General features: G+C 45.8%; 18 protein-coding genes. 6 read left to right on the top strand and 12 right to left on the bottom strand.

Translation table 11 applies throughout. The features are described from left to right. The first annotated feature begins 163 nt into the window (after positions 1-163). Positions 164-1,153 carry a hypothetical protein gene (locus tag ACI4J0_RS06550; RefSeq protein ID WP_439765014.1) on the top strand — a complete coding sequence of 330 codons (990 nt, stop codon included), beginning with the start codon at positions 164-166 and terminating at the stop codon, positions 1,151-1,153. Between the two features lie 59 nt (positions 1,154-1,212). Here ACI4J0_RS06550 and ACI4J0_RS06545 read toward each other — a convergent pair whose 3' ends face one another. From ACI4J0_RS06545 to ACI4J0_RS06515, 7 genes are all read right to left on the bottom strand, one after another. Beyond that, on the bottom strand, positions 1,213-2,082 hold the full coding sequence (locus ACI4J0_RS06545) for a CPBP family intramembrane glutamic endopeptidase (protein ID WP_439765013.1): 870 nt from the start codon (positions 2,080-2,082) through the stop codon (positions 1,213-1,215). Between the two features lie 13 nt (positions 2,083-2,095). Next, positions 2,096-2,815: an ABC-2 transporter permease gene (locus ACI4J0_RS06540; protein WP_439765012.1), complete on the bottom strand. Its 720-nt coding sequence runs from the start codon at positions 2,813-2,815 to the stop codon at positions 2,096-2,098. After that, positions 2,812-3,576: a hypothetical protein gene (locus ACI4J0_RS06535; protein ID WP_439765011.1), complete on the bottom strand. Its 765-nt coding sequence runs from the start codon at positions 3,574-3,576 to the stop codon at positions 2,812-2,814. Before ACI4J0_RS06535 ends, ACI4J0_RS06540 begins: the two co-directional genes overlap by 4 nt. Continuing rightward, entirely contained in the window at positions 3,576-4,454 is an 879-nt protein-coding gene (locus tag ACI4J0_RS06530; RefSeq protein ID WP_439765010.1) for an ABC transporter ATP-binding protein, read from the bottom strand. The genes ACI4J0_RS06535 and ACI4J0_RS06530 overlap by 1 nt, the downstream gene beginning before the upstream one ends. Further along, positions 4,447-4,830: a GntR family transcriptional regulator gene (locus tag ACI4J0_RS06525; protein ID WP_439765009.1), complete on the bottom strand. Its 384-nt coding sequence runs from the start codon at positions 4,828-4,830 to the stop codon at positions 4,447-4,449. Before ACI4J0_RS06525 ends, ACI4J0_RS06530 begins: the two co-directional genes overlap by 8 nt. 141 nt (positions 4,831-4,971) lie before the next feature. Continuing rightward, complete coding sequence (locus ACI4J0_RS06520; RefSeq protein ID WP_439765008.1) at positions 4,972-5,445, bottom strand: peptidylprolyl isomerase; 474 nt, start codon at positions 5,443-5,445, stop codon at positions 4,972-4,974. Positions 5,446-5,512: 67 nt separating this feature from the next. Next, positions 5,513-6,529: an RING finger protein gene (locus tag ACI4J0_RS06515; RefSeq protein ID WP_439765007.1), complete on the bottom strand. Its 1,017-nt coding sequence runs from the start codon at positions 6,527-6,529 to the stop codon at positions 5,513-5,515. 234 nt (positions 6,530-6,763) lie between these two features. Here ACI4J0_RS06515 and ACI4J0_RS06510 point away from each other — a divergent pair, with 234 nt between their 5' ends. Next, positions 6,764-7,426, top strand: a complete 663-nt coding sequence (locus ACI4J0_RS06510; RefSeq protein WP_439765006.1) for a TVP38/TMEM64 family protein — start codon at positions 6,764-6,766, stop codon at positions 7,424-7,426. Between the two features lies 1 nt (position 7,427). On the opposite strand, the gene ACI4J0_RS06505 is transcribed toward ACI4J0_RS06510, so the two are convergent. Next, positions 7,428-8,741: a hypothetical protein gene (locus ACI4J0_RS06505; RefSeq protein WP_439765005.1), complete on the bottom strand. Its 1,314-nt coding sequence runs from the start codon at positions 8,739-8,741 to the stop codon at positions 7,428-7,430. A 236-nt stretch (positions 8,742-8,977) separates the two neighbouring features. Here ACI4J0_RS06505 and ACI4J0_RS06500 point away from each other — a divergent pair, with 236 nt between their 5' ends. Together ACI4J0_RS06500 and ACI4J0_RS06495 are read left to right on the top strand one after the other, a co-directional pair. Further along, positions 8,978-11,293: a transglycosylase domain-containing protein gene (locus ACI4J0_RS06500; protein ID WP_439765004.1), complete on the top strand. Its 2,316-nt coding sequence runs from the start codon at positions 8,978-8,980 to the stop codon at positions 11,291-11,293. Positions 11,294-11,354: 61 nt separating this feature from the next. Beyond that, positions 11,355-12,473, top strand: coding sequence for a THUMP domain-containing class I SAM-dependent RNA methyltransferase (locus tag ACI4J0_RS06495; protein WP_439765003.1), 1,119 nt, complete (start codon positions 11,355-11,357; stop codon positions 12,471-12,473). 6 nt (positions 12,474-12,479) lie between these two features. On the opposite strand, the gene ACI4J0_RS06490 is transcribed toward ACI4J0_RS06495, so the two are convergent. The 3 genes from ACI4J0_RS06490 to ACI4J0_RS06480 all read right to left on the bottom strand — a co-directional run bounded on the left by ACI4J0_RS06490 (position 12,480) and on the right by ACI4J0_RS06480 (position 19,645). Further along, on the bottom strand, positions 12,480-13,046 hold the full coding sequence (locus tag ACI4J0_RS06490) for a hypothetical protein (protein ID WP_439765002.1): 567 nt from the start codon (positions 13,044-13,046) through the stop codon (positions 12,480-12,482). Between the two features lie 144 nt (positions 13,047-13,190). Then, on the bottom strand, positions 13,191-16,934 hold the full coding sequence (locus tag ACI4J0_RS06485; protein ID WP_439765001.1) for an amino acid adenylation domain-containing protein: 3,744 nt from the start codon (positions 16,932-16,934) through the stop codon (positions 13,191-13,193). A gap of 251 nt (positions 16,935-17,185) precedes the next feature. After that, positions 17,186-19,645 (bottom strand): EAL domain-containing protein, encoded by a 2,460-nt coding sequence (locus ACI4J0_RS06480; RefSeq protein WP_439765000.1) that lies wholly within the window; start codon positions 19,643-19,645, stop codon positions 17,186-17,188. A gap of 330 nt (positions 19,646-19,975) precedes the next feature. On the opposite strand from ACI4J0_RS06480, the gene ACI4J0_RS06475 reads away from it, so the two are divergent. Together ACI4J0_RS06475 and ppk1 are read left to right on the top strand one after the other, a co-directional pair. Then, on the top strand, positions 19,976-20,593 hold the full coding sequence (locus tag ACI4J0_RS06475) for a hypothetical protein (protein WP_439764999.1): 618 nt from the start codon (positions 19,976-19,978) through the stop codon (positions 20,591-20,593). A gap of 151 nt (positions 20,594-20,744) precedes the next feature. Then, the gene (gene ppk1, locus ACI4J0_RS06470) at positions 20,745-22,832 is read left to right on the top strand and encodes a polyphosphate kinase 1 (RefSeq protein ID WP_439764998.1); all 2,088 of its coding nucleotides are present in this window, start codon (positions 20,745-20,747) and stop codon (positions 22,830-22,832) included. Between the two features lie 133 nt (positions 22,833-22,965). On the opposite strand, the gene ACI4J0_RS06465 is transcribed toward ppk1, so the two are convergent. Next, on the bottom strand, positions 22,966-23,154 hold the full coding sequence (locus ACI4J0_RS06465; protein WP_439764997.1) for a hypothetical protein: 189 nt from the start codon (positions 23,152-23,154) through the stop codon (positions 22,966-22,968). Positions 23,155-23,396 lie beyond the last annotated feature (242 nt).

The raw sequence follows: 23,396 nt of genomic DNA, 5'->3' as shown, positions 1-23,396 counted from the left end.
CGGCGCTCTTTTTTTGCACAAAATCCTTGACAAATCCCGTCGGAAAAGGTATAATATAATTGTACGGGTATGACCCGTTTGCCATTGCCGACGAAACAGTCGGAGATAATCACATTATCATTGATATTTATGCAGATATTCTCGGAAAGGATATGTCAGAATTATGCTCATTTCATCGGAAAAAGCGAATATGAGGGCAGAAGCGGCTGTCGATTTTGCACGCAGGCACAGCTGGGCGAAATATCCCTGCCTTGCCGCAGTGTCTGTGATCTACTCTGCCGAATATGTCAGGCTTAAAATATGCGAAGCCGGTGAAAAGCTGAAAGCTGCTGTAAGCGCGCCCTTCCGTCCTCTCGGAAGCAGGATAGCGGCGGTATTCCTTTCCTCTGCATTTGCCTTTATGAGCGTTCCCTTTTCGGGCGCAGCAGTGTATGCCGATGAGCCCGAGGTTCCCGAGGTGCAGGAGACAAAAGAGCTGCCAAAGCCCTGGACAAAGCTCCCCCCCAAGCCCAGGACTGCCGCCACTCCCGAGGAGATCGCAGAAAAGGTCACTCTGGCGGGTCTTGCAGAGGAGTCACAGGATTACGATATCACCCTAAACATACGCACGCTGAAAAAGGACGTTACTGCTGATTTCAGGCAGTCTCCCAGATATCTTGAGGATGTTATTTCCGCTTTCGGCGGCTACGGAATCTCTACAGATGATCTTAATATCAAGCCTGTGGACGTGTCCCTTTACACCACCGAGGGAAAGTATCTGCTTCAGCTTTCCGAAGGATATTCCGCAGATATCACCCTGCCCATACCCGAGGATATGCAGAACCATCTTGACGACCTGAAGGTCATTCGTCTTGAGGACGATGGCTCCATTGCTATACTTGACGGAAAGATAAAAAAGGACACCATTTCATTCAACACCAAGCATTTTTCCGTATTTGCGCTGGTTTCCTACAAGGACCCCGAGGTTTCCGTTTCTGCCGAAAATATTGAAAGCGGCGCAGGCATGACTGCCGCAGGCTCCGCTCCCGACGCTTCAATTTCTCTCGGAGGCACCGCCTTTGAAGAGGACAGGAACAGATTTAAAAAGGACAAGAAGCGCAAAATTTACCGTATCAAGCGCATTGCCAAGGAAAATCAGCTTTTGCTCCTTTGATTTATTTTTTTTACATAAAACCGCCGCCTGTAAGGGATGTCCTTACAGGCGGCATTTTTTCAGGTATTTTCGGTTTGTTTATTTTTTCTGAGAAGAAGTATCATAAAGGGTATGCAGACGACTGCCATGGGAAGAAGGTCAAGTGAAACTATCTCAAACTGCTTTGCCGAATAAATCTCATCGGTCATTCCTGCCGACAGGAATACCGAAAGCAGAAATGTCCCAATATTATTGTTCACAGCGTGGCATATGCAGGCAGGATATATGGAGCCTGTTTTTTCGGTGAGCCAGGTTAACAGGCAGCCTACTAATATGCAGTAGACCGACATTACAATATATCCGCCATAGGGGAAAAGGCTGTAATTCGTGCCGAAATTGTGTCCCAGATACACTATGGGGGCGTGCCACATTCCCCAGATAATACCGCTTATGATAAGGGCAGCAGGCTTTGGCATAAGGGTCATAAGTTTTGGCGTGAGATAGGCTCTCCAGCCGTATTCCTCTCCGAAATATAGAGGGAATATCACAATGCTTGTGGAGACGATACGCAGTACCTCATAGACGATCACTGTAATGTTATCGCCGCTTAGAACCTCCGAAACGCTGTAATCGGGTACGAATGCCATTCCTGTGATATTTCCGGAGACGGCATACACCACAACGGGAAGAACTGCCGCAAGGACATAGTATTTCATATTGCCGCGGAAATTTGCTGCATAAAGCTTATCCCCGAAGCCTTCCTTTGTGATGAGCCTGGTGAGATAATTTGCGGCGGCGGGGGCTAAGGCTATGCCGAAAAAGCCGAATATCTTCCAGCCTAAGGTGTTCTCCATATATCCGAAAATTGCTGTGCTTGCTATAACTATGCCGTAGGATATTACGGTGAAAATTATCACTCTCAGTACGGTAATTTTTTTATCCGAAGTCATTCCTCTGCACACCTCACTTTTCAAAGCTTTCAATGCCCTTTATATAAAGGCGGCAGGAAAGCTTGTAGGATAAATAGAACATCGCCATGCTGAAATAGGGAAATATGCCCATTATTATAAGCAGTGGGTCGGGTACTCCTTCGCCGTTTATGATCTTTATCAGTCCTTCAGCTATTTTTTCGGGCTCTCCGAATATGCTCAGGTCTCCGAAAAGAAAATATACCATTCCTGCAAACAGAAGAAGAACTACTATCATTGCGCGGTATTTATTTCCGTTAACGCTGCCGAAGCGTATGCTGAAGGGTATCTCCACCGACAGCATAAATATCAGCAGGAAAAACAGGTTTGAAGTAAAGGGCAGTGCCGAAAAATCAAGGTCTGCTGCGGCACAGGCAATTACATCATAGATATAGCTGACAAAAACCGAGCCTACAAGAACGATAAGAGAAAAATTGTATTTTGAAGCCACCTGTCCCCTTGCAGCCTGCGGGGTTGAAACGATAAATGCTGCCCACGCCCTGCGCTCGTCGTATTTCATCATTTCTGCGGTCACCATATATCCGAAAAATATTATTATGACCTCATAGAGCATTACGGACATCATAATGCTGTTTTCGGGAGTGCCTTTTGCCGCCTCCGAGACGATCGTTCCCGGGATAAGCAGAAAAGGGAAAAATATAAACCACAGAAGCTTTCTGTTCTGATAAAATTCCTTGAAGATAAGTCCGCTCATTTTTCTGCCGCCTCCTTTTTCGCCTTTATGCGGTAATTATCGCGTCTGCCAAGCGCCTTTGTCAGCACAAGCTGTCCTATGGCAAGGGTCACTATGGCGATAAACGGATATAAGCAGGTAAGATCCGCTATTTTATTGAGATAGGGCATTAACGAAAAGCTGTCAGAATCGCCTTCCGAAGCTATAATAAGCTTCATCATAAAGGGATATGCTATAACGAACGCCGTCACAAGTATTGCCATTGCCGCCGCTGTGGAATTTCTGAAAAGAAGGGTCAGGGAAACGAGTGCAATGGCGCCCAGGGCGGTAAGGGGCATCAGGAATGTGAGAACTCCCATAAGTATCCTGTCGGGACTTCTTCCGTAAAGGGTACAGAATAATGCCATATTTGCCATTGACATGGCAAAGGCAAGGATGATGGATACGGTGATTATCAGTATTTTTACAAAGGCACATTTTTTTGTGCTGACCGGAATAGTGTACTGATAGGTCAGCCACTTTGTGGTCAGATCCTTGTCAACAAGCTCAAAATTTGCCGCCGACATTATATAAAGCACCGCCGAGGGTATGATAACGCTTATATAAAAAAGGATATTTTTCGTTGACTCTCCGTTCTCGGCGGATATGATATCCCGAAGATTTCCGAAGGATATACTGAGGTTTATAAGCACTAAGAGCAGAGTGATAAGAAGATATGTGAAAAATGCGCTTATGTAGGTCTTTCTCGTAAGATAAAGCTCTCTGTATATAAGCCCTGTCATCACGTCCACTCCTTCTTGTCGGCATTTACATAGTAGACCATTATTTCGTCAAGGGTGGTATTGTCCATAACAATTCCCGGATATTTTTTTTCGCAGGCGTTCTTGTCGCTTACCATCACGCACACGCCGAAATCGGATATTCTTGCGCTGACAATATCGCATTTGTCAATGGCTCCATAGTCCGAGCGGCTGCATTTTAGAACTCCATGATTTGCGATGATATCGTCCTTGTAGCCCGTGAGAAGCAGTCTGCCCTTGTCGATAAAGGTGACGCTGTCAGCTATTTTTTCAAGGTCGCTGGTGATGTGAGAGGACATTAAAATGCTGTTGTTTTCGTCCCGGAGATATTCAAGGAAGATGTGGAGTATCTCGTCTCTTACAACGGGGTCGAGACCTGTTGTAGCCTCGTCCATTATCAGCAGCTTTGCGTTATGGGAAAGGGCTGCGGCTATCTGGAGCTTCATTTTCATTCCCTTTGAAAACTTGCCAAAGGGCTTTTTTTCTGGGAGACAGAAGCGCTCAAGATACTCCTTGAATTTTGCGTTGTCCCAGCTTTTGTATATGCCGCCTAAAATTTTTTCAAGCTGCTTTGCGCTGAGGCTGTCGTGAAAGGGCAGCTCGTCAAACACGGCGGCGATGTTTTCCTTTATCTCGTACTCGTGCTCGGTATTGTCCATACCGAAAATGTTTATTTTTCCGCTGTCCGCCTTGATGATATTAAGAATTGCCTTTATTGTGGTGGTCTTGCCTGCGCCGTTTTGTCCGATAAAGCCCATTATGCTCCCTTTTGGAACATTGAAGCTCACATCGTTCAAGGTAAAGCCGTCATACTTTTTGGTAAGACCGACTATTTCAATGGCATTATCAAAGTCATTCATTGTCCGCACCTCCGTAAATTAGTTCAAGTATCTCTTTCAGCTCCGAAAGCCCAACTCCGCACAGCTTTGCTTTTATGCACGCCTGCTTTAAATGCTCCTCAGTCTGACGGAGATTTTCCTCCCTGATAAGCTCGGTATTCTGCCCCTTTACAAAGCTTCCCCTGCCTGTGTAGGACTCGATATAGCCGTCCCGTTCAAGCTCCTCATAGGCTCGCTTTGTGGTGATTACGCTTATCCTCAGTTCTGCGGCGAGAGTTCTCATTGATGGCAGGGGGTCCCCCTCCGACAGCTCTCCCCGCATTATCATAGCCTTTATCTGAGAGGATATCTGCTCATAAATAGGCTGTCCCGAGGAATTACTGATGATTATATCCATATGGCACCTCAATTGTATATATACATTATACACATTATACCAACTTGTATATGATTTGTCAAGGGGTTTTAAGAAAAAAATTTTCCGCCCGTGAAAATTCGCTTCACGGGCGGAAATGAGTATAAGTATTATCGTGTCTTATCAGTCTGCGATGTAGACCTTCTTCATTTTCTGCTCGGTAACGGGTCTGTCGCTGTAGTCGGTCTGACAAGCTGCGATCTCATCGACCACGTCCATTCCCTCAACTACCTTGCCGAATGCGGCATACTGACCGTCAAGATGGGGAGCGTCCTTGTGCATGATAAAGAACTGGGAGCCTGCGCTGTCCTTCATCATGGAACGTGCCATTGAGATAACGCCTCTGGTGTGCTTTATGTCATTCTCAACGCCGTTTGCGGCAAACTCGCCCTTGATATGCCAGCCGGGGCCGCCCATGCCTGTTCCCTCGGGACAGCCGCCCTGTATCATAAAGCCGCTTATAACTCTGTGGAAAATAAGTCCGTCATAAAAGCCCTGCTTTACGAGCTTTTCAAAGTTCTCCACGGTGATGGGTGCCTTGTCGGGATAAAGCTCAAGCTTTATCTGCTTGCCGTTTTCCATTTCGATAATAACCATTTGTGTTTTCCTCCATTTATAGAACTTGTAAAATTATACCATATCCGGGGAAGCTTGTCAAGCAGCGTTACACAATAAGAAATACCGCTGCCATCGACAGAAACTGCATTACTATATCAAGTGCGATAAACAGTATCAGCAGAGCCGCCGAAACTCCTCCGCCCTGCTTTAAGGCAAAGGAAACATTGCCGCCCGAGGATAATGCCCGGTTTTTGATCTGCGCTGCCTTGTTAAGGGAATGACGGTAATAGAAATAATTGGAAAATCCCGCAAAAATAAATATGCCCGCAAATTCAAGGATATTTGTGAAGTTGTACAGCGTCATGAACGAGCCGTGAGTCAGGTCGAGGGAAAGCAGCTTTTCAACAATATCCGAAATGTACGGATACATCTGAGTGAACATCGTTCTGTACATCTCATCTTCAAACATTGCCTGAGTGGATATTGCCATTGCGGGAAAGCCGATTATAGTTTTAAGTATCAGCACAAGCACTGCGGCAAGGGGCATTTTTCGGTAGGCAAAATAAAGCTCGGGGAAAAACATTGCCGGGAAATTCATACTGAGCTTTAAATTAAGGTGCCGCATATTTCTGAACTTCGGCAGATAATAATGGGTGTTTGAGCCAACAAAATCGCCCATATCCCTGACGGTAACGGTATCATCGTACTTTTCATCGGGATTGAAGCCGCAGAGAGGGTCAGAGAAATTTATCATGAAGGGATAAACGTCCTCCATTGCGCGGTCTATATTTTCCGAACCCGGGGCTTCTTCACGAACGTTTTCATCGGGCTTGCCCCCCTGCAAAAAGAAAAAGTCGGTGGGAGCGCCGCACTTGTCGCAGAAAAGCTGATCTTCCTTCAGAGAATTGCCGCATTTCTTGCATACGGCTCCCGATTTTTCCTCTTCATGAGTTTCCTTCCAGCTTTTGTGGCTTTCGTGAAGCTCGGTGTTGATGCATTTTCCCTCTTTTTTCCAGCACTCACGGTGATAGGGCGTGCCGCAGTCGGGGCAGACCACTATATCGTCATCAGAGGTGAATTTTTTTCCGCAGGACTTACATTCACTGCCTGTATAGTCAAACAAAATAATGCCTCCTTTGCGCCGTTTCCTTACAGCGCTGTTTTGGTGACTGTTTACATTATAGCACGTATTTCCTCAAAATACAAGGAATTTTGTTACTTTCATCTTTTTAACACAATTATATCACTTAACAGCTATTGAAAATATGGCGGACAGTGATATAATATAATCAGCAGGATATTTACTGTTTATTTTACATAAATTTACAATTTTGAAAGAATGATGTAAATGAAAGCTATGATAAAAATTATACTGAAAAGGGCTATGCAGCTCTCTCCCCTGCTGATGATAGGGATAATGGCAGCGCTGTATGTGACCCGTTTTAGGCATATGACCTTAGAGCAGATACTGAACTACACCCCCTCGGAGCCTGCTGCGGCAGCGGCAGTGATACTTGTGATGTACGCTCTGAAATCCCTTTCCTACTTTTTCCCCATGGTGCTCATTGCGGCGGCAGCAGGAGCCATATTCCCCGTTTATATTGCCATTCCCCTAAATCTTGCGGGGATAATAATAATGGCGACCATTCCCTACCTTATCGGAAGATACGCCGAAAGCGAGGCGGTGGACAGGCTTGCTGTAAAATACAAAAAGATCGATATGATAAAGGAGTTCAGCAAGGACCGACATTTTTCGGGAGCTTTTTTCCTGCGGATAATAAGCTGTCTGCCCTATGATATCGTGAGCCTTGCTATGGGAAGCCTCAGGTTTGATTACAAAAAATATCTTCTGGGCACCTTCCTCGGCACCGCTCCGGGCTTTATCCTCACCACCATAATGGGCTCAGCAATAACCGAGCCTCTGTCCCCCGAATTTCTCATCTGCGCAGGGGTGGAGATAGGCATTACTATTATTTCCGCCCTTATCTATAAAATGCACAATTCAAAGAGCAAGGCGTGATTTATTCGCCCTCAAAGAAGCTCTGTTCATCGTGGACAAATGCGTCATACTGCTCAAAAAATACATTTCTCTGAGCCGCAAGACGCTCGGAATGTTCATTCTCCGAAAGATACTCTGCCGTTTTCTTTGCTGCGGCAAGCCTGTCCTCCCTTGAAAACTCTCTGAAAAAGTGGAACAGGATATGGTAACAGTAGCGCTGTCTGCCGCTGCATATCTGCTTTGCAATGTCAAGGCAGAGCTCTGTAAGGTCGTTAACATCTTTGATACAGCCGCACTGCAGAAGCCCTGCAAAATCCGCAGGATTTCCGCCAAGCACAGCGCTTTCCCTGAAATATTTCCGGCTGTATTCCATGGTCTCCTCGTTTCCGGGGGCGATAAGCTCTATCATACGAACGGAAAAGCTTCTGAGATACACGCTGTAAAAGAAGGGGTCATCTGTTGTGAAGCCCTTCACGTCCTCAAGAGCCTTCTCGGCAAAGAATTTATACCATCTGATATCAATGTTGTTTATCACAAGGGAAAAATGCCGCCTCTCGTTGTCGGGACCTGCAAAATATGTGGGCGAGCCTTGTACATATCCGTTATTTTCCCAGGAAAGACCGTCTAAAACCCAGAATATCCCGGGATATGTCGCAGGGTCCTCAAGGAGATAGGAAAATTTATCGTATGCGGCGGAGGTGTCCTTTATAAAATATGCGAAAAAGCCTGCCTCGGCAAACACATCGGGATAAAGCTCGTAAAGCTCCTTCACCTTGTCTGTGAAGGTCTCGTACTCACCATCGGTCTCTATGGCATTTGCCATGGTGAGGATGATCATGTCGGTAAGAGCGGTAAAGAACGTGTTTTCGCAGTTCTGCTCCCTTTCGGCAAGATATCTTGCGTACAGAAAGGGCGGCTGACCTGTCTGAGAAATAATATCGCCGCTCCAGCTAAGCCCCATTTTGAGCAGCTTTTTATAATTTCTTGCCGCCTTGGCATATACATCGGTCATTTTGTCCGACTCCTTGAAAAGGCAGGCATGGAGCAGGAAATAGAGCTCATTCACAGCGTCCCTGTACTCCATTCCCTCCAGCACCCTGTCAAGGAAATCGCTGAGCCTTCCCGCACAATAGTCGGAAAACTCATCGCTGCGGCACATCATTATATAAGGGAGAAAGCGCTCGTCGGTTATCCTGTCGCTCCAGAATTTGTCCGCCGACTTTGTTTTAAAGCGGCAAAGCTCCTCCAGATACAGCTGCTTCTTTTTTCCCGAAGAAGTATGGAAAAGGGCTATGCACTTTTCACATTCCGTTTCGTTCTCATAGAAATTTCCCATTTCATCACCCGTCTTATTAAATACTAATTTCAATTATATACTACTTTTCCCTCTGAGTCAACCTAAGATTTACCTTTATTGCTCAAATTTTATTAACAAATAATGAAATATGCCAAAAAGCCTTTAAATGGCTGAAAGAATATGATATAATGTATTTATATACGCTTACATATATCCATTCACAGAGCAGCTATCAACTGCCGTATATACTGCGACCTTAAAGGAGGCAATTACCCTTGAGCAGCGAGAACAAAAAGAAAACAGCCGCAAGCAAGCCTGCCCATATGGCAGACGAAAAGGCTTCTTCCGCTGAAAGCAAAAAGAAAAAAAGAAAGAAGAAAAAAGCAGGCCCCATCCGCAAGACCCTTACTGTCATCGGAACGGTGCTGCTGTCGCTTATCCTTATCGCGGTGATAAGCGTTTCCATCATTGCAGCGGCTCTTACGCTGTATGTGATGCAGTTTCGTGAAAGCACGCCTATCGATATCGATCTGGACAGCCTTGACCTTGCCTACACCACCTTCATCTACGGTCAGGACAAGGAGGGCAATGATGTTGAGCTGACAAAGATAAGCCGTGCCGCAAACCGTATCCCCATATCCATCGAGCGTATTCCGAGACACGTCCGCGACGCCTTTGTTTACATCGAGGACGAGCGTTTCTACGAGCACGCAGGCGTTGACTGGAAGCGTACCTTCGGTGCATTCCTCAACGAAATTCTGGGCGGCGTTATCTACAGCAGCCGACAGGGCGGTTCCACCATCACCCAGCAGCTCATCAAGAACGTTTCCGGTGATGACGACAGCAACTGGGACAGAAAAATGCGTGAAATTTTCCGTGCCAGCGACCTTGAGCGCTACCGAACCAAGGACGAGATACTCGAAGCCTACCTTAACTGCGTCGGTATGGGCGGAAGTGCATCGGGTATCCAGGCGGCTTCTCTGAAATACTTCGGAAAGGACGTTTCCGAGCTTACCCTTGCCGAGGGCGCCTGCCTTGCGGCTATCCCCAAAAGCCCCGAAAGGCTCAATCCCTTTGCCGACCCCGAGGCTAACAAGGAGCGTCAGGAGCTTGTTTTAAAGGCAATGTACAAGAATGCCGCTATATCCGAGGAGCAGTACGAGGAAGCTATAAACGAGGAGCTTCATTTCAGAGACCCCAGCCAGGACAAGACCACAAACGAGATACAGAACTGGTATGTGGATATGGTCATAAGGGACGTTACCCTTGACCTTATGGAGCTTTACGGCGTTGATTTCGATGCTGCCAGCGATATGCTCTACAACGGCGGCTACACTATCCACACCCCCATCGACATTGAGATGCAGGAGAAGATAGAGGAAAAATACCGTGACTACACCACATTCTCGGACAGCGTTCTCAGCGACCCTCCTCAGTCGGCGTTCATCGTAATGGACTATACGGGCAACGTTCTTGCAGTGGCAGGCGGTATCGGTGAGAAGGCAGGCTCGAACATCTTCAACCGTGCAACTATGGCAAAAAGACAGGCAGGCTCCTGCTTCAAGCCCCTTGCAGGCTATTCCTACTCCATCGAAAACAACCTTATAACCTGGTCCACCATTATCCAGGACCTTCCTATTGAGATACCCGATGAGAACAATCCCGGTCAGACAAGAAAATGGCCTACAAACTACAGCTCCACAAGCGCTGACAATGTCTGGAGCGGACGTTCCTACTTTACCTTCCAGGCTCTCCAGAGGTCTCTCAACACCGTTTCCGCCCGTCTTGTTGAAGGTGCGGGAGCAGCGAATGTATTTGAATTTGTAATGAACAAATATCAGATATCCACCCTTACGGCTTATGACGCAAACCTTTCGCCTATGTCGGTGGGTGCTCTTACAGAGGGTATATATCTCCGTGAGCTTGTGGCGGCTTATCAGCCCTTCGGAAACGGCGGACAGTATTTCGCTCCCACCTCCTACACCCACGTTATCGACCCCTCGGGCGAGATAATCCTCCAGCATCAGTACACTCCTATCCAGTCCATCAGCGAGGAGTCCGCATACGTTATGAACAAGCTTATGCAGACTGTAATTGAAGGTCCCAACGGTACAGGACGCGCTGCAAAGCTGAACAATGTTCCCGTTGTGGGAAAAACAGGTACCACTCAGGACTGGAGAGACACCCTTTTCGTAGGCTGCACTCCCGATTACGTCAGCGGCGTATGGTACGGCTATGATGACAACAGGACCGTCAAGTCGGGAACCTATTACGGCTCCGCTCAGCTCTGGAAAAACATTTTCGGCGACATTGCCGAGGCAGGCACAAGAACGGAATTTCCCCAGTGCGAAACCGTCAAGGAGCTTTACTACTGCTCCAACACCGGTCTTATCGCCAGCGGAAGCTGTCCTACGGGAAATGTGGGCTATTACAAATCCACAAACGTTCCTCCCGTATGCAACAAATGCGGCGGTCATTCTGCGGCACCCAAGCTTCCCGAAATAACCGAAGCGGCTATAACCACAATCTCCCCCGACGCGATCGACATTGACCGCCTTACCGACGAGCTGCTCGATGACGAAAATAACTGATCAAAAAAATTTCTCCCCGCCTGAAACGGGGAGAAAAAATTTATAATTAAGGATTGAATTTATGGATAATAAGATAAAACTCAGCTGCCCCTGTCATTTCGGGCTTGAAAGCGTTCTGAATTTCGAGGCAAGAAAGATCGGCGGAGAAAATATTTCCGTCACCGACGGACGTGTGACCTTTGAGGGCGATGAAAATATGATAGCCAGGGCAAATCTCTGCCTTGCCACAGCCGAGAGAGTGCAGATACTTCTGGGCGAGTTTGAAGCGGACACCTTCGATAAGCTTTTCGAGGGCGTAAGAGCCCTGCCCCTTGAGCGATTTATCGGCAAAAGCGACGCATTCCCCGTTAAGGGTCACAGCATAAGCTCTCAGCTCTCAAGCCTCCCCGCCTGCCAGTCCATCATAAAAAAAGCAGCTGTGAAGCGGCTTGAAAGCGTTTATCATGTAAGCTATTTTGAGGAAACGGGAGCAGTTCATCAGATACAGTTCAACATCTTAAAGGACAAGGCTTCCATATACCTTGACACCTCAGGCGCAGGACTTCACAAAAGAGGCTACCGCCGCAGCTCCAACGCCGCTCCCATTAAGGAAACTCTTGCGGCAGGTATCATTGACCTTGCCCAGGTGAGAAGGGACACAGTTTTCTGCGACCCCTTCTGCGGCAGCGGCACTCTGCTTATCGAGGCTGCGTACAAGGCTCTTAACATTGCCCCCGGCTTAAAGCGAACCTTTGCAGCCGAGAAATGGGACTGCATTTCTCCGGAAAGCTGGCGTGAGGAACGTACCCGTGCAATGGACAGCATAATAAAGGACAGCGATTTTTATGCCTACGGCTATGACATTGACCCCGAATGTGTGGCTCTCTCAACGGACAACTGCGCCAAGGCAGGAGTTCGCAACAGGATAAAAATTGAGAAAGCGGACATCAAGGATTATGGCAACAGGGAAAATACCCTTACCGTATGCAATCCTCCCTACGGCGAAAGACTCCTTGAAATAAAGGAAGCCGAAAAGCTTTACGAAACGATGGGCAGAGTATTCCTTGCGGACAAGGCTCACCCCTGCTCGGTCATCGCCCCCCACGAGGACTTTGAGAAATTCTTCGGCAAGCGTGCCGACAAGCGGAGAAAGCTTTACAACGGCATGATAAAATGCCAGCTGTTTTCATATTACAAATAAGAAGAATTATTCAAGAAGATAAAAATGCTCCGTTCCCTTTACGTTTATGACCAGTCCTATCACCTTAGACGGAAACTGTTTGTCCGAGGATACCTTTACCAGAAAATCCCCCAGATCTGCATAATAAAATCTGGTGGTGCCATTCTCCGTGTCTGATATTTCATAGCGGGAGATACCGTAAAAATTGTATCTGAAACACTGCACTTCTCCCCTGTCTGCTGCTTTGACAGCCACATTGTTTGCATATTCTCTGCAGGCAAACACGGTTATCAGCAGCACAAGGACGCTTATGGCAATGAACGCAAAAAGGGACATATCCTTTTCGCTTTGAAGAGAAGCTGATATAGTGTAAAGGATAAGCTGAAGCGCTATCAACATAACGAATATATTTACAATGCGGTCGCGGAAGGTGTATTTTTTCAGAGCTGACCGCATTTTCTCGTTATATTCGCAGGGTTCTCCGTCAAATATGTATCGTCTCAGTCTGGGATCTACGGGTTCTCCGCAGCACTGATAAAGATCGGGCAATCGTGAAGCATCGGAATATTCCCTCAGATCTTCATTAAACCGCATAAAAATATCCCCTTACAATATGTGTATTCTTATACTAATTATAATTCTGTACGGGAATATTGTCAAAGGAAATCTGCGTAAAAACCATGTAAAAAGAAGGGTATGAAATGAATATGACCCTGCCGAATTTATATTTCTGCGCAGTCACCCATTCCTTTTCATATCGCATATCTGCCGCCTTACCTCCTCGGTAATAAGCTCCGCAGGTCTGCTGTCAGGCTCCACAGGCGTGCCGAAAGCTATGCGAAGGGGATATTTTCTCATTCCGAAAGCGTCAAATATTCTCGGTATTTTCCTGTTAACGGGATATATCTTCCCCGCCCCGCCGATATAAACGGGAATGATAGCAGCACCCGAGCTTTTTGATATCAAAGCCGCACCCTTTTTGAAGGAGCCAAGCCTTCCGTCTCTGGTACGGGTGCCCTCAGGGTGAATAAGCAGAAATCTTTTTTCATTTTTCAAAACCGATACCGCCCGTTTCAGAGAAGCTGAAAAATCCCCCCTTCTGTCAATAGGGATACCTCCCGAGAGCCTGAAAACACGCCGTGAGACCTCTTTGTCAAGATGCTCCGCCGCGATAAGCGCGCAGGCGTCATTTATGTCAATATGCCCGCTGAGAGCCGCCCATACCCACATACAGTCAAGGTCGCTTTCGTGATTAGGGCAGAAAATATATTTTTTATGGAGGTCAATATTCTCAATGCCCGACACTTCAAATTTATATATCTTTTTTGTCAGCCAAACGAACATTTTAAACAGTCTCAAGTCGCCTTCCGTCCTTTTTAACGGAAAGCGGCTTATTTTTTTATGTACCGTTTTCCGTTTTTTCTTCTCCGAAATAACGGAGCAAAGCTTTTTAACGGTGCGGTATTCATATACGCTTCGGGGCGAAAAAGGAAAACCCATGTCCTCGGCAATAGCTGCAAATTCCATAGCGGAAAAGCTGTCGCCTCCAAGCTCAAAGAAATCCTCTTCCGTTCCCACCTCGGGAATACCGAGCACCTTTGCAAAGACACGGCACAGCTGCATTTGGGTCTCATTTTCGGGAGCAGTATATTTTCTGTGGGAAAGAGCAGTATTAAGCTCGGGCGAGGGCAGTTCATTCCTGTTGATCTTTCCGCTTTGCGTCATCGGCATACGGGAAAGCCTGATGAATATGTTCGGTATCATATAAGATGGCAGTCTTTCCGACATATAAGTACGGAGCGCTCTTTCATCTGTACCGTTTCTGCAGGTATAGAAGCCTGCAAGAAGCTTTTCTCCCCTGCTGTCATTCCTGCATACCGCAGCAGCGTGTTCAATGCCATCAAAGCTGCTCATAACGCTTTCTATTTCCCCCAGCTCTATCCTCAGTCCACGAAGCTTTATCTGATTATCACGCCTGCCGAGAAACTCAATATTTCCGTCACAGCGTATCAGTCCCATATCCCCCGTTCTGTACATCATATCTCCGTCGGAAAATGGGTCGGGCAGGAATTTTTCCGCCGTAAGCACGGGAGCATTTATATACCCTTTCCCAACACCGTCACCCGATATGCATATCTCGCCCATTACTCCCACAGGCACAGGCGTCAGCTTATCATCAAGGATATATATCCGGGTATTAGCCACAGGCTTTCCCACAGTAATGTCATTTTCATCCGCAGGCGCAAGCGATGACCATACGGTAGTTTCCGCAGGACCGTAGATGTTGTAGATATTTGCACCCGAATATTTTCTCAGCTCCGCACAAAGCCCCGCAGGCAGCTCTTCGCCGCCCAGAATAACGGTTCGGAGAGAGGAAAGATAACCCAGGTCATTTTTGTCAAAAAGGAAGCTTTTCATTTTTGTGGGAGTAGTCTGCAATACCTGCGCACCGCTTTCCGAAATAAGCCTGCCCAGCGCCTTCTGTGAGACCGCCTGCTCATCGTCCGCAAGATATATGACCATACCATTTAAAAGCGGCAGGATGCTTTCCGTCACGAAAATATCAAATACGATGTCCGTCACCGACACGATGCTCGTTATATCCTTTTTTAATATCCTGCCTGCCACATTAAACTCATTTCGTGAGCAGTAATTCATCACATTTCTGTGAGTGACCGCCGTGCCCTTCGGCTTTCCCTCCGAACCCGATGTGAATATCACATAGCACATATCATCGGGGCAAGCCGTGTTTAGTGCGGCTTGAGAGCTGTACGAATAATCAAAAGCCTCAAGCTTTATCTCCTCCACAGCCCCACAACTGCAGCCGCAGGTCAGCACAAGCTTTGCCTGTACGCTTTTTATCATATACTCCGTTCTCTGCGCAGGATAGTCGGGAGAAACGGGCATATAAGCGCCCCCCGCCTTTAAAACCGCAAGCATTGCAATAATGATATAGGGGCTCCTGCGGGAAATTATGGGCACCACGTCATTTGCGCCGATTTCCTTCTCATGCAGAAAATGCGCCAGAGCGTCGGACATACTGTCAAGCTGTCCGTATGTATATTCCTTCTGTCTGAAAACAAGAGCGACCTTGTCGGGATATTTTGCCGCAAGCTCGGAAAATGCTTCGTAAACGCATTTATCCTTTTCATATGCGGCGGCTGTGCTGTTAAAGCCATGAACGAGCATTTCAAATTCTTCATCGGGAAGAACAGAAATATCCTTCACAGCCCTTTCCCCGTCAGATATCATCTGCCCGATAATATGCTTTAGCCTTTCCGCCAAAAGCCGTATTTCATCACGACAGGGAAAAATATCCGTCTGATATTCAATGGTGACAGTATAGCTGTCAAGGCTGTCACGGTCGTCAATGTGTATAGCCAGCGGCACTTCACAGTATCCGTTTGAGAACCATTCGGTTTTTGCGGGGATATGAGTCTTTCCGTTCTGACAGCTTACCATAACATCAAAAAGCCGTCCCGAAAAGCCTGTCCGTTCCCTTGCCATGCGCAGGATATCGCCGTATGGGAGCCTTATGTGCCTGAAGCTCTCCCTGTGGATATCCGCAGTTTTTCTGCATAGAGAAATTACGCTTTCATCTGCACATACCGCCTCGGTAAGGGGTATGGTGGAAATGAACATTCCTGCGGTGCTTTTCTCCTTTGCGCCGCTCCTTCCGAGCACAGGCACGCCTATGGTGACGGCGCGGCTCTCCCTGTTTATTTTTGAAAGATAAATGAGCACTGCGCTTTCAAAAAGCGCTGCCGATGAAATGCAGTTTTCCCTGCAAAACATATCCGCCGCCTGTGAAAGCTCCGCCGATAAAGATAAAGTATACCTGTCCGCAGCCGCCCCCGCACTGCCCCTTCGGCATATCCTTACGGGAGTTTCTTCAATATCACAGCTGTATTTCTCCGACCAGTATTTGCAGTCAGCCTTATATTTTTCCGATGACAGATATTCGTTATATTTCCCGATACATTCGGTAAAGCTGTGCACCCCGCCGTCAATGCTTTCTCCCACGCAAAGCCCGCTGTATATTTCATAAACCTCTTTTGCAAGGATACTGTATGTCCACGCATCAGCAATAAGATGGCTCGCACAAAGCATTATCCCCGACCTGTCGGGCAGCTCAAAAGCGGTTATCCGACACATTTCCGAGCCGTTCATCTCAAAGGGTATACGCGCCTGCTCGCTGCAATACGCTCTCATCTCGTCCCGTGAGCAAAATTTTTTAAAGCATATCCCATCGCCGTATTCCCCGCTTACATACTGCACCGTTTTTCCGCCCTCGGTGCAAAACCTGAGCCGCAGAGCCTCATTCCTTCGGATAAGGATACATAATGCCTGCATAAGGATATCCCTTTCAAGCTTTTCCTCAAAAATGACCGCTCCGCAAAGGACCGAAATGCTTGTACCCCTGTAAAATCTCTGAAGTTCATCTATATTTTGCTGTGCCGCCGTAAGCTCATAACGTTTCATAAAAATACCCCATTCAAAGCGGAAGTGGATCATTTTTTAACCGCCTTATGCATTATAACATATCAGCATTAAAATTCCCGTGCTGACGGGATAAAATTCTGATTAAAAGCAAGTTAAAATTATTATATCACACAGGTAATTTTATGTCAACGCAGACAAACGGCTTTGACCGATTAAAGATTAGTATAACGCCTCCTAAAAGGTATTGATAAATATATGAAAAAATAGCATTGGTACGGTAACAGTATGAGCTATTCGTTGTTCTGATAGTGCTCCCGGGGCTCAGGCTTTGAAAAATAATATCCCTGAGAGTATCTTATACCCATTTCTTCAATGATGCTCTGTATCCTTTCATTTTCCACAAATTCGGCAATTACCTGCTTTTGCTGATTGCCGCACCAGCTTGTGATAATTCCCACAAACTGCCTGCACTTTTCATCATCGCAGATAGAGCGGATTATTTCGCCGTCGATCTTCAGGAAATCAGCGTCAATGCGGATAATGTGCATAAGATTTGAAAAACCGCTGCCGAAATCGTCAATGGCTATCTTTGCATTCTTTTCATGTATCCTGTCGGCAAATTCCTTTATGTACTGATAATCGGTGACCTCCTCCGATTCAACCAGCTCGAAAATAAAATTCTCGGGGTGAGCGGCTTTGTTCAGATATTTGAAAATGACCTTTATCATTTCACGGTCGTAAATATCACGGACATTGAGATTTACAGTCACCTTTACATCGCTGTCAATAAACATTTTCATCACTTTTTTCACCATTATCACCGACAGCAGCTCGTAAAGGTCATATTTTTTTGCAACAGGAAGAAACTGACCGGGAAAATATATCTTACCGTTTTTATCCGATATCCTCATCAGCGATTCGTACAGTCCGAAGCGCTTTTCGGCATTATCGTAGATGCCTTGAAAATAGGGCACCACACGCTCCTCCGAAAGTGCGTCACGTATGACCTGAAGGATGTGTATCTCTTCCGTTTTATCCATTATGCTGTCGGCGATCTGTCCGTATTTTACAAAGGACATATTATGCTCCGAGCCGTACTGCAAGGCTGTTTCCGCCTTGTGGAGCGGCTCATTTTTATCCTCCACGGCAGCACATTCATAGGACAGACGAACATCATTTAATGAGATAGAATTAAGATATCTGAGCGTGTCCTCTGCAATTTTTTCAAATTTATCCGTGCTTATGCTATCGTCGGCAGCAATAAGCAGGGACGAGGTCTCATAGCTGTAAATATGAATGTTTCCGTACTCATTGAGCCTTGCGGAAACATTGCCGTAAACCTTTTTCAGTTCTTCAAAAATTTCCTTTCGTCCCACGAACAGCTTTACCATTTTTTCATTGTTCAGAACATACAGAGCTATCTTATCCAGGTGTATATTCTCTCTTTCGCCGAGATAGCAGAACTGATTATCAAGCCCCAGCGCTTCATTCCGGAGAAGAGAATTTTTTATCTTGTTCTGCTGATTTTCAAGCTGCTCGTTCAGCTGTCTGTTTCCCGAAGCAAGCAGATAATTCACCGCCTTCACATTGTTCTGACGAATAGCCGAGGAGTCGGAAAAATCTCTGCTTCTGAGTGGAATATGAGCGCTTTCGTTTTCAGACAGACAGGCAACGGCAAAGGTAAAATTAGCAAAATAATTTTTGTTATCTCTCTGTACTATCTCTCCCGACAGCAGTGCGCCGCTGATGTTGGTGGCGGTAAACTGCTCCGTTTCCCATTTTGCGCAGCTGTGCATTACTATCATTCTCGACTGACAATCATATGCAAATAGCAGCTCCGAGGGTGCTTGTTTCAGTTCCTTATAGACCGTCCGCATTTCACCCAGAGTTTTTTGAGGGTCAAAATATCCCGAATAAATTCTCGAACCATTCGGAAGCTCGCAGGAAAGCTCCGGACGTTCTTCTTTTTTATGCTCGTATTTCACAAAATACGGTATCTGAATATCATCTTCCCTTATTATCGGAAATAAGACCGAAAGCTCGGGGTCATTTTCAAGCTCTGTTTTATCGAGAAATTCCGAATACCATTTTGCGCCGCTCACTCCGTCGATCTTTTCAAGACAGCATTTGTGTGATTTTGTCACCGTACAGCTTTTTCCCGAATTGTCGGCGCCGCACACAAAATTCTCATATACGTACAGCTCATCGGAAGAAATAAATGCCGCCGAGACCGCCTTATCGGAGGTCATACTGCCTTCAAGCACATAAGAACGGCGTTTCTTCGCTTTATAGCCTGCCGCTCCGCCCAGCATTTTTACACCGGGAGCTTTTTCATTTATCAGGTCGGCAAGCATTATTCCCTTGGTATATCCCGCAGGCAGGAAGATAAGCAGAAAACCGCTCCTGCCTTTGATAAGCTTTTCGGAAAGCTCCGCGCATAATTGTTTTTCATTTTTGGGCTTATCAATGAAAACAGACTCCACTCCGCATTTATCAAAAGTTGTGATTGACACAAGGCAGGAATCCGGAAATATCTTTCCGTCAAGAATAACTCCCGACGTGGAGCAGCCGATAATTCTTGCGTTAGGCAGCAGCCTGCCTATCTCCGCCGACAGTGTGCTTATTTCCTCAGCCGAATGGACCGAGCTGTGTATTCGGATAAGCGCCTGCTTGCTTCTGTCAATTCCTGTGCCATTGAGGAAAACATCAAATTTCTGCTTGTTCTTATAAAGGTGATTATATACTTTCATACATTTTTTCTTCTTTCTTTTAATAATGCTCAGCTTTGCATTTTGAAAAATAATTATAAATAATTGTAATATACCTATGTAAAATCCACTATCACACTTATGTAAAATCCCGGAGAGATCGCAGATAAAGTCCAAAAACAGCTTTTCTGAAAATTTACATTCGGACGATTTCGGATTTTACACAGAGCGATTAAAATTAAAATATGCTTTGCAGAACTTTTACATTTTTAAGGGGAGAAAAGTTTGAAAATCAAAGATCAGGGGACCGAGTTTTGTTCCTTTGTCTGCCGACAAAGAAACAAAACTCTCAAGAAAGGAATGGTCATAATTATGGTTTATTCAAATCCGGTATTTTACAGGAGAATTGATAAAAACGAAAAGAAGGGATTGGACAAGAGCGGCAATATCCAGACCCACAACGGAGCGATCTGCCGTAATTTTGAAAATACAGCTTCTTATGACAATGCGGCAGAATGCGACGATGAATTTTTCCGAAAGCTTAAGTATGCCGTTAAGAAAAATGAGCTGAGCCGTTCTCCCTTGCTGCCATCGGTAATTATGGACGTATTTGCTTTGCTTTTCGTTTTAATATGTCTGAGCTTCGGATTTAAGATCAGTCAGATACTTGTTTTTATTTCTCTGCCTGCCGCTGTGTTCTGCTATTTCACTTATTCAATAATAAGGGAAAGTATCAGGCTCCATCGTGTGATGAAATGTGTAAAGCAAAGAGAAAATATCCGTGCAGTCTCGTTCAGGATAGACGGAACACGCCTGTTTACGGACAATTCGGGCGATGATTCAAAGGATTATTTTTATGTATGCTCGGGACCTGTGCTTATATGTGTGCCAAAAGAAATTTACGATATATCGGGACCGGACAGGAGCCTGATAGGAGCAGTTGTAGGAAAAGGCAGGCACAGAATGTTTTATGCGCTGTATGTGATATGAGAACCTGTCTTCACAAGAAATGTGTGCGGATCTTTTTGCTTCGATAATTTTACACAGATCATACATTACCCTGATTTCAGATTTTACAAAAGGGCGTTATAATTACTGATGTGCATTAGGATAACAATGCAGGGAAATGGAGCGATTTGAAATGAGCAAAACAGCAGTGTGCGAAAAAAAGGTTTATATGAACAGGGAAATTTCCTGGCTGAAATTCAACGAGAGAGTTCTTGAGGAGGCTGAAAGCGAGAAAAATCCTCTTTGCGAGCGGCTTTCCTTCGTGTCTATCTATCAGAGCAACCTGGACGAATTTTTTATGGTGAGAGTAGGCTCCCTTATCGACCAGATGCTTGTTGATAAAAATATCCGTGAAAATAAGACTGATATGACCGCCGGGGAGCAGCTTGACGCAGTCCTTGACAGGGTTCATACCCTAAACGAGCGTAAAGACATCGTTTACGGCAAGCTGATGGGCAGGCTTGAGGAACACAACGTCAGAATAGTCAATTTCAGAAACATTGACAAAAAGGAAAATGAGCATCTTGAGGAATATTTCAATTCGGAAATAGCCCCCTTTCTTTCTCCCGTTATCGTGGGCGAAAGGCAGCCCTTCCCATTCCTCAAAAACAAGGATATCTATGCGGCGGCTGTGCTTGAAAAGAAAAGCGGAAAGAAAAAGATCGGAATAATCCCCTGCGGCAGCGGTGTTATCCCCCGTCTTATCGAGGTAGGCAAAAACAGCGGTACATATATCCTTTCCGAGGAGCTTATACTGCATTTTGTTCCCCGGGTGTTCAAGGAATATACCGTTAAATCAAAATCACTTATGCGTGTTACAAGAAATGCGGATATTGACGCAGACGCACTTTACGATGAGGACCTGGACTACCGTGAATTTATGGCGGATATCATCAGGCAGAGGAAAAGACTTTCTCCCGTTCGTCTTGAGCTTTCAAGAGAGCTTGACGAGGAGATAGTCGAGAAGCTTTGCAGATATATGGACATTGAGCGGAAATATGTTTTCCGCAATATATCTCCTCTCGACCTTTCCTTTGTGTATGACCTGCAGGATCACCTGCGGCAGAAGTCCGAGCTTTTCTATCCAAAGAGAATACCCCAGAAGTCGGCGCAGTTTGTTGAGGGCAGACCTATCCTTGAGCAGATCGGGGAAAGAGACAAGCTCCTTGCATATCCCTTTGACAGCATAAAGCCTTTCTTGAATATGCTTCACGAAGCAGCCTGCGATAAAGATGTTGTATCCATAAAAATGACCCTTTACAGAGTCGCAAAAAACAGCGAAGTGGTAAACGCTCTTATCGAAGCCGCCGAAAACGGCAAGAACGTGCTTGTCCTTGTTGAGCTGAAGGCGAGATTTGACGAGGAAAACAATATCGAATGGTCTCGCCGTCTTGAGGCTGCGGGCTGTACGGTAATATATGGTCTGAACGGCTTCAAGGTCCATTCAAAGCTGTGCCTTATCACGAAAAATATTAACGGTGAACCTGAATATTACACACAGATCGGCACGGGAAATTACAACGAAAAAACTGCCCGTATCTATACCGACCTGTCCCTTATGACCGCAGACAGCACCATCGGACGAAATGCCAACGATGTATTCAATGCCCTTGCTTCCGACACAACGGTAAAATCCTCCGAAGCTCTTCTTGTTGCACCAAACTGCCTCCAGAACAGGGTAATTGAAATGATAGACGAGCAGATAGCTCTTGCCGGAAAGGGCGAAGATGCATATATCGGCGTGAAGATAAATTCTCTTACCGATAAGACCATTATTGACGAGCTTATCAAGGCTTCAAAGGCAGGAGTTAAAATCGAGCTTGCCGTGAGAGGAATATGCTGTCTTATCCCGGGCGTTTCCGGCGAAACGGAAAATATCAGGGTGATAAGCGTTGTGGGTCGTTTCCTTGAACACTCGAGGATCTATATTTTCGGCAGAGGTGAATCGGCAAAAATTTATATTGCATCTGCCGATCTTATGACACGAAACACTCTCCGCAGAGTTGAAGTCGCAGCCCCCGTTTATGATGAATGCATAAGAGAGCAGATAGTTTATATGTTTGATAAGATAATGTCGGACAACATTCAGGCAAGGGAGCTCCGCAGCGATGGAAATTATGTCCGCGTGGAAAATGACAATGAAAAAACAAACAGTCAGGAGCATTTCTACGATATGGCTTACGAGCAGGCTAAGACTGCGGATATGATCGCCGGTAAATAATTCCAATAACCAGATCGGACAGATCGAAATTTCCAAAACTGACAGAAAAAAATGCAGACCGTCACGAGAGAAATGACGGTCTGCATTTTTTTGAATAAAACGGGCTAAGCCGAAGCGCTGTGTTCATATCATATTACTGCTTATCCGGCTCATAGGGCACCCACAATCCCGTACTGTTTTTCACCATACCTTCTTTGCGGCGGGCTATCTCTTCCATAAGCTTTTCGTCCATTTTCCGCTCAGCCTTATCGAACATATCCGATACGGCGGTAAGCTCTTCATCGGAAAGCAGATCTGCTTTTATATGCTTTATTCTGGGCATAATTTCTTCCTCCCTGTAAATTTTTATCGTACAATTTTCTGACGTCATTTCATGATCTTCTCAAAGCTGTCGGGCTTTGCAATATCCGACCCGATGAAAAGCTCTTCTGCATTTTCTAAATAAATGACTATCGTTTAATTTATTATATCATATCCTCTTTTGCTTTTCAATACTGTTATTTTCAAATAATAAGAAAAACCTCTTGACAAGCGGGTAATAATGTAGTATAATAGTTTGAAAAC

This window comes from Huintestinicola sp. (genome assembly GCF_051882455.1).
Classification (GTDB): Bacteria; Bacillota; Clostridia; order Oscillospirales; family Ruminococcaceae; genus Huintestinicola.
This window is presented reverse-complemented; position numbering and strand designations above follow the sequence as displayed.

Bases quoted from the DNA above. Each gene is read 5' to 3' on its own strand.
- ACI4J0_RS06520 (WP_439765008.1), bottom strand. From the start codon at position 5,445: ATGGTTATTATCGAAATGGAAAACGGCAAGCAGATAAAGCTTGAGCTT.
- ACI4J0_RS06550 (WP_439765014.1), top strand. From the start codon at position 164: ATGCTCATTTCATCGGAAAAAGCGAATATGAGGGCAGAAGCGGCTGTC.
- ppk1 (WP_439764998.1), top strand. From the start codon at position 20,745: ATGAGCAAAACAGCAGTGTGCGAAAAAAAGGTTTATATGAACAGGGAA.
- ACI4J0_RS06475 (WP_439764999.1), top strand. From the start codon at position 19,976: ATGGTTTATTCAAATCCGGTATTTTACAGGAGAATTGATAAAAACGAA.
- ACI4J0_RS06540 (WP_439765012.1), bottom strand. From the start codon at position 2,815: ATGAGCGGACTTATCTTCAAGGAATTTTATCAGAACAGAAAGCTTCTG.
- ACI4J0_RS06530 (WP_439765010.1), bottom strand. From the start codon at position 4,454: ATGAATGACTTTGATAATGCCATTGAAATAGTCGGTCTTACCAAAAAG.
- ACI4J0_RS06505 (WP_439765005.1), bottom strand. From the start codon at position 8,741: ATGGGAAATTTCTATGAGAACGAAACGGAATGTGAAAAGTGCATAGCC.
- ACI4J0_RS06490 (WP_439765002.1), bottom strand. From the start codon at position 13,046: ATGCGGTTTAATGAAGATCTGAGGGAATATTCCGATGCTTCACGATTG.
- ACI4J0_RS06485 (WP_439765001.1), bottom strand. From the start codon at position 16,934: ATGAAACGTTATGAGCTTACGGCGGCACAGCAAAATATAGATGAACTT.
- ACI4J0_RS06480 (WP_439765000.1), bottom strand. From the start codon at position 19,645: ATGAAAGTATATAATCACCTTTATAAGAACAAGCAGAAATTTGATGTT.
- ACI4J0_RS06465 (WP_439764997.1), bottom strand. From the start codon at position 23,154: ATGCCCAGAATAAAGCATATAAAAGCAGATCTGCTTTCCGATGAAGAG.
- ACI4J0_RS06525 (WP_439765009.1), bottom strand. From the start codon at position 4,830: ATGGATATAATCATCAGTAATTCCTCGGGACAGCCTATTTATGAGCAG.
- ACI4J0_RS06535 (WP_439765011.1), bottom strand. From the start codon at position 3,576: ATGACAGGGCTTATATACAGAGAGCTTTATCTTACGAGAAAGACCTAC.
- ACI4J0_RS06495 (WP_439765003.1), top strand. From the start codon at position 11,355: ATGGATAATAAGATAAAACTCAGCTGCCCCTGTCATTTCGGGCTTGAA.
- ACI4J0_RS06510 (WP_439765006.1), top strand. From the start codon at position 6,764: ATGATAAAAATTATACTGAAAAGGGCTATGCAGCTCTCTCCCCTGCTG.
- ACI4J0_RS06545 (WP_439765013.1), bottom strand. From the start codon at position 2,082: ATGACTTCGGATAAAAAAATTACCGTACTGAGAGTGATAATTTTCACC.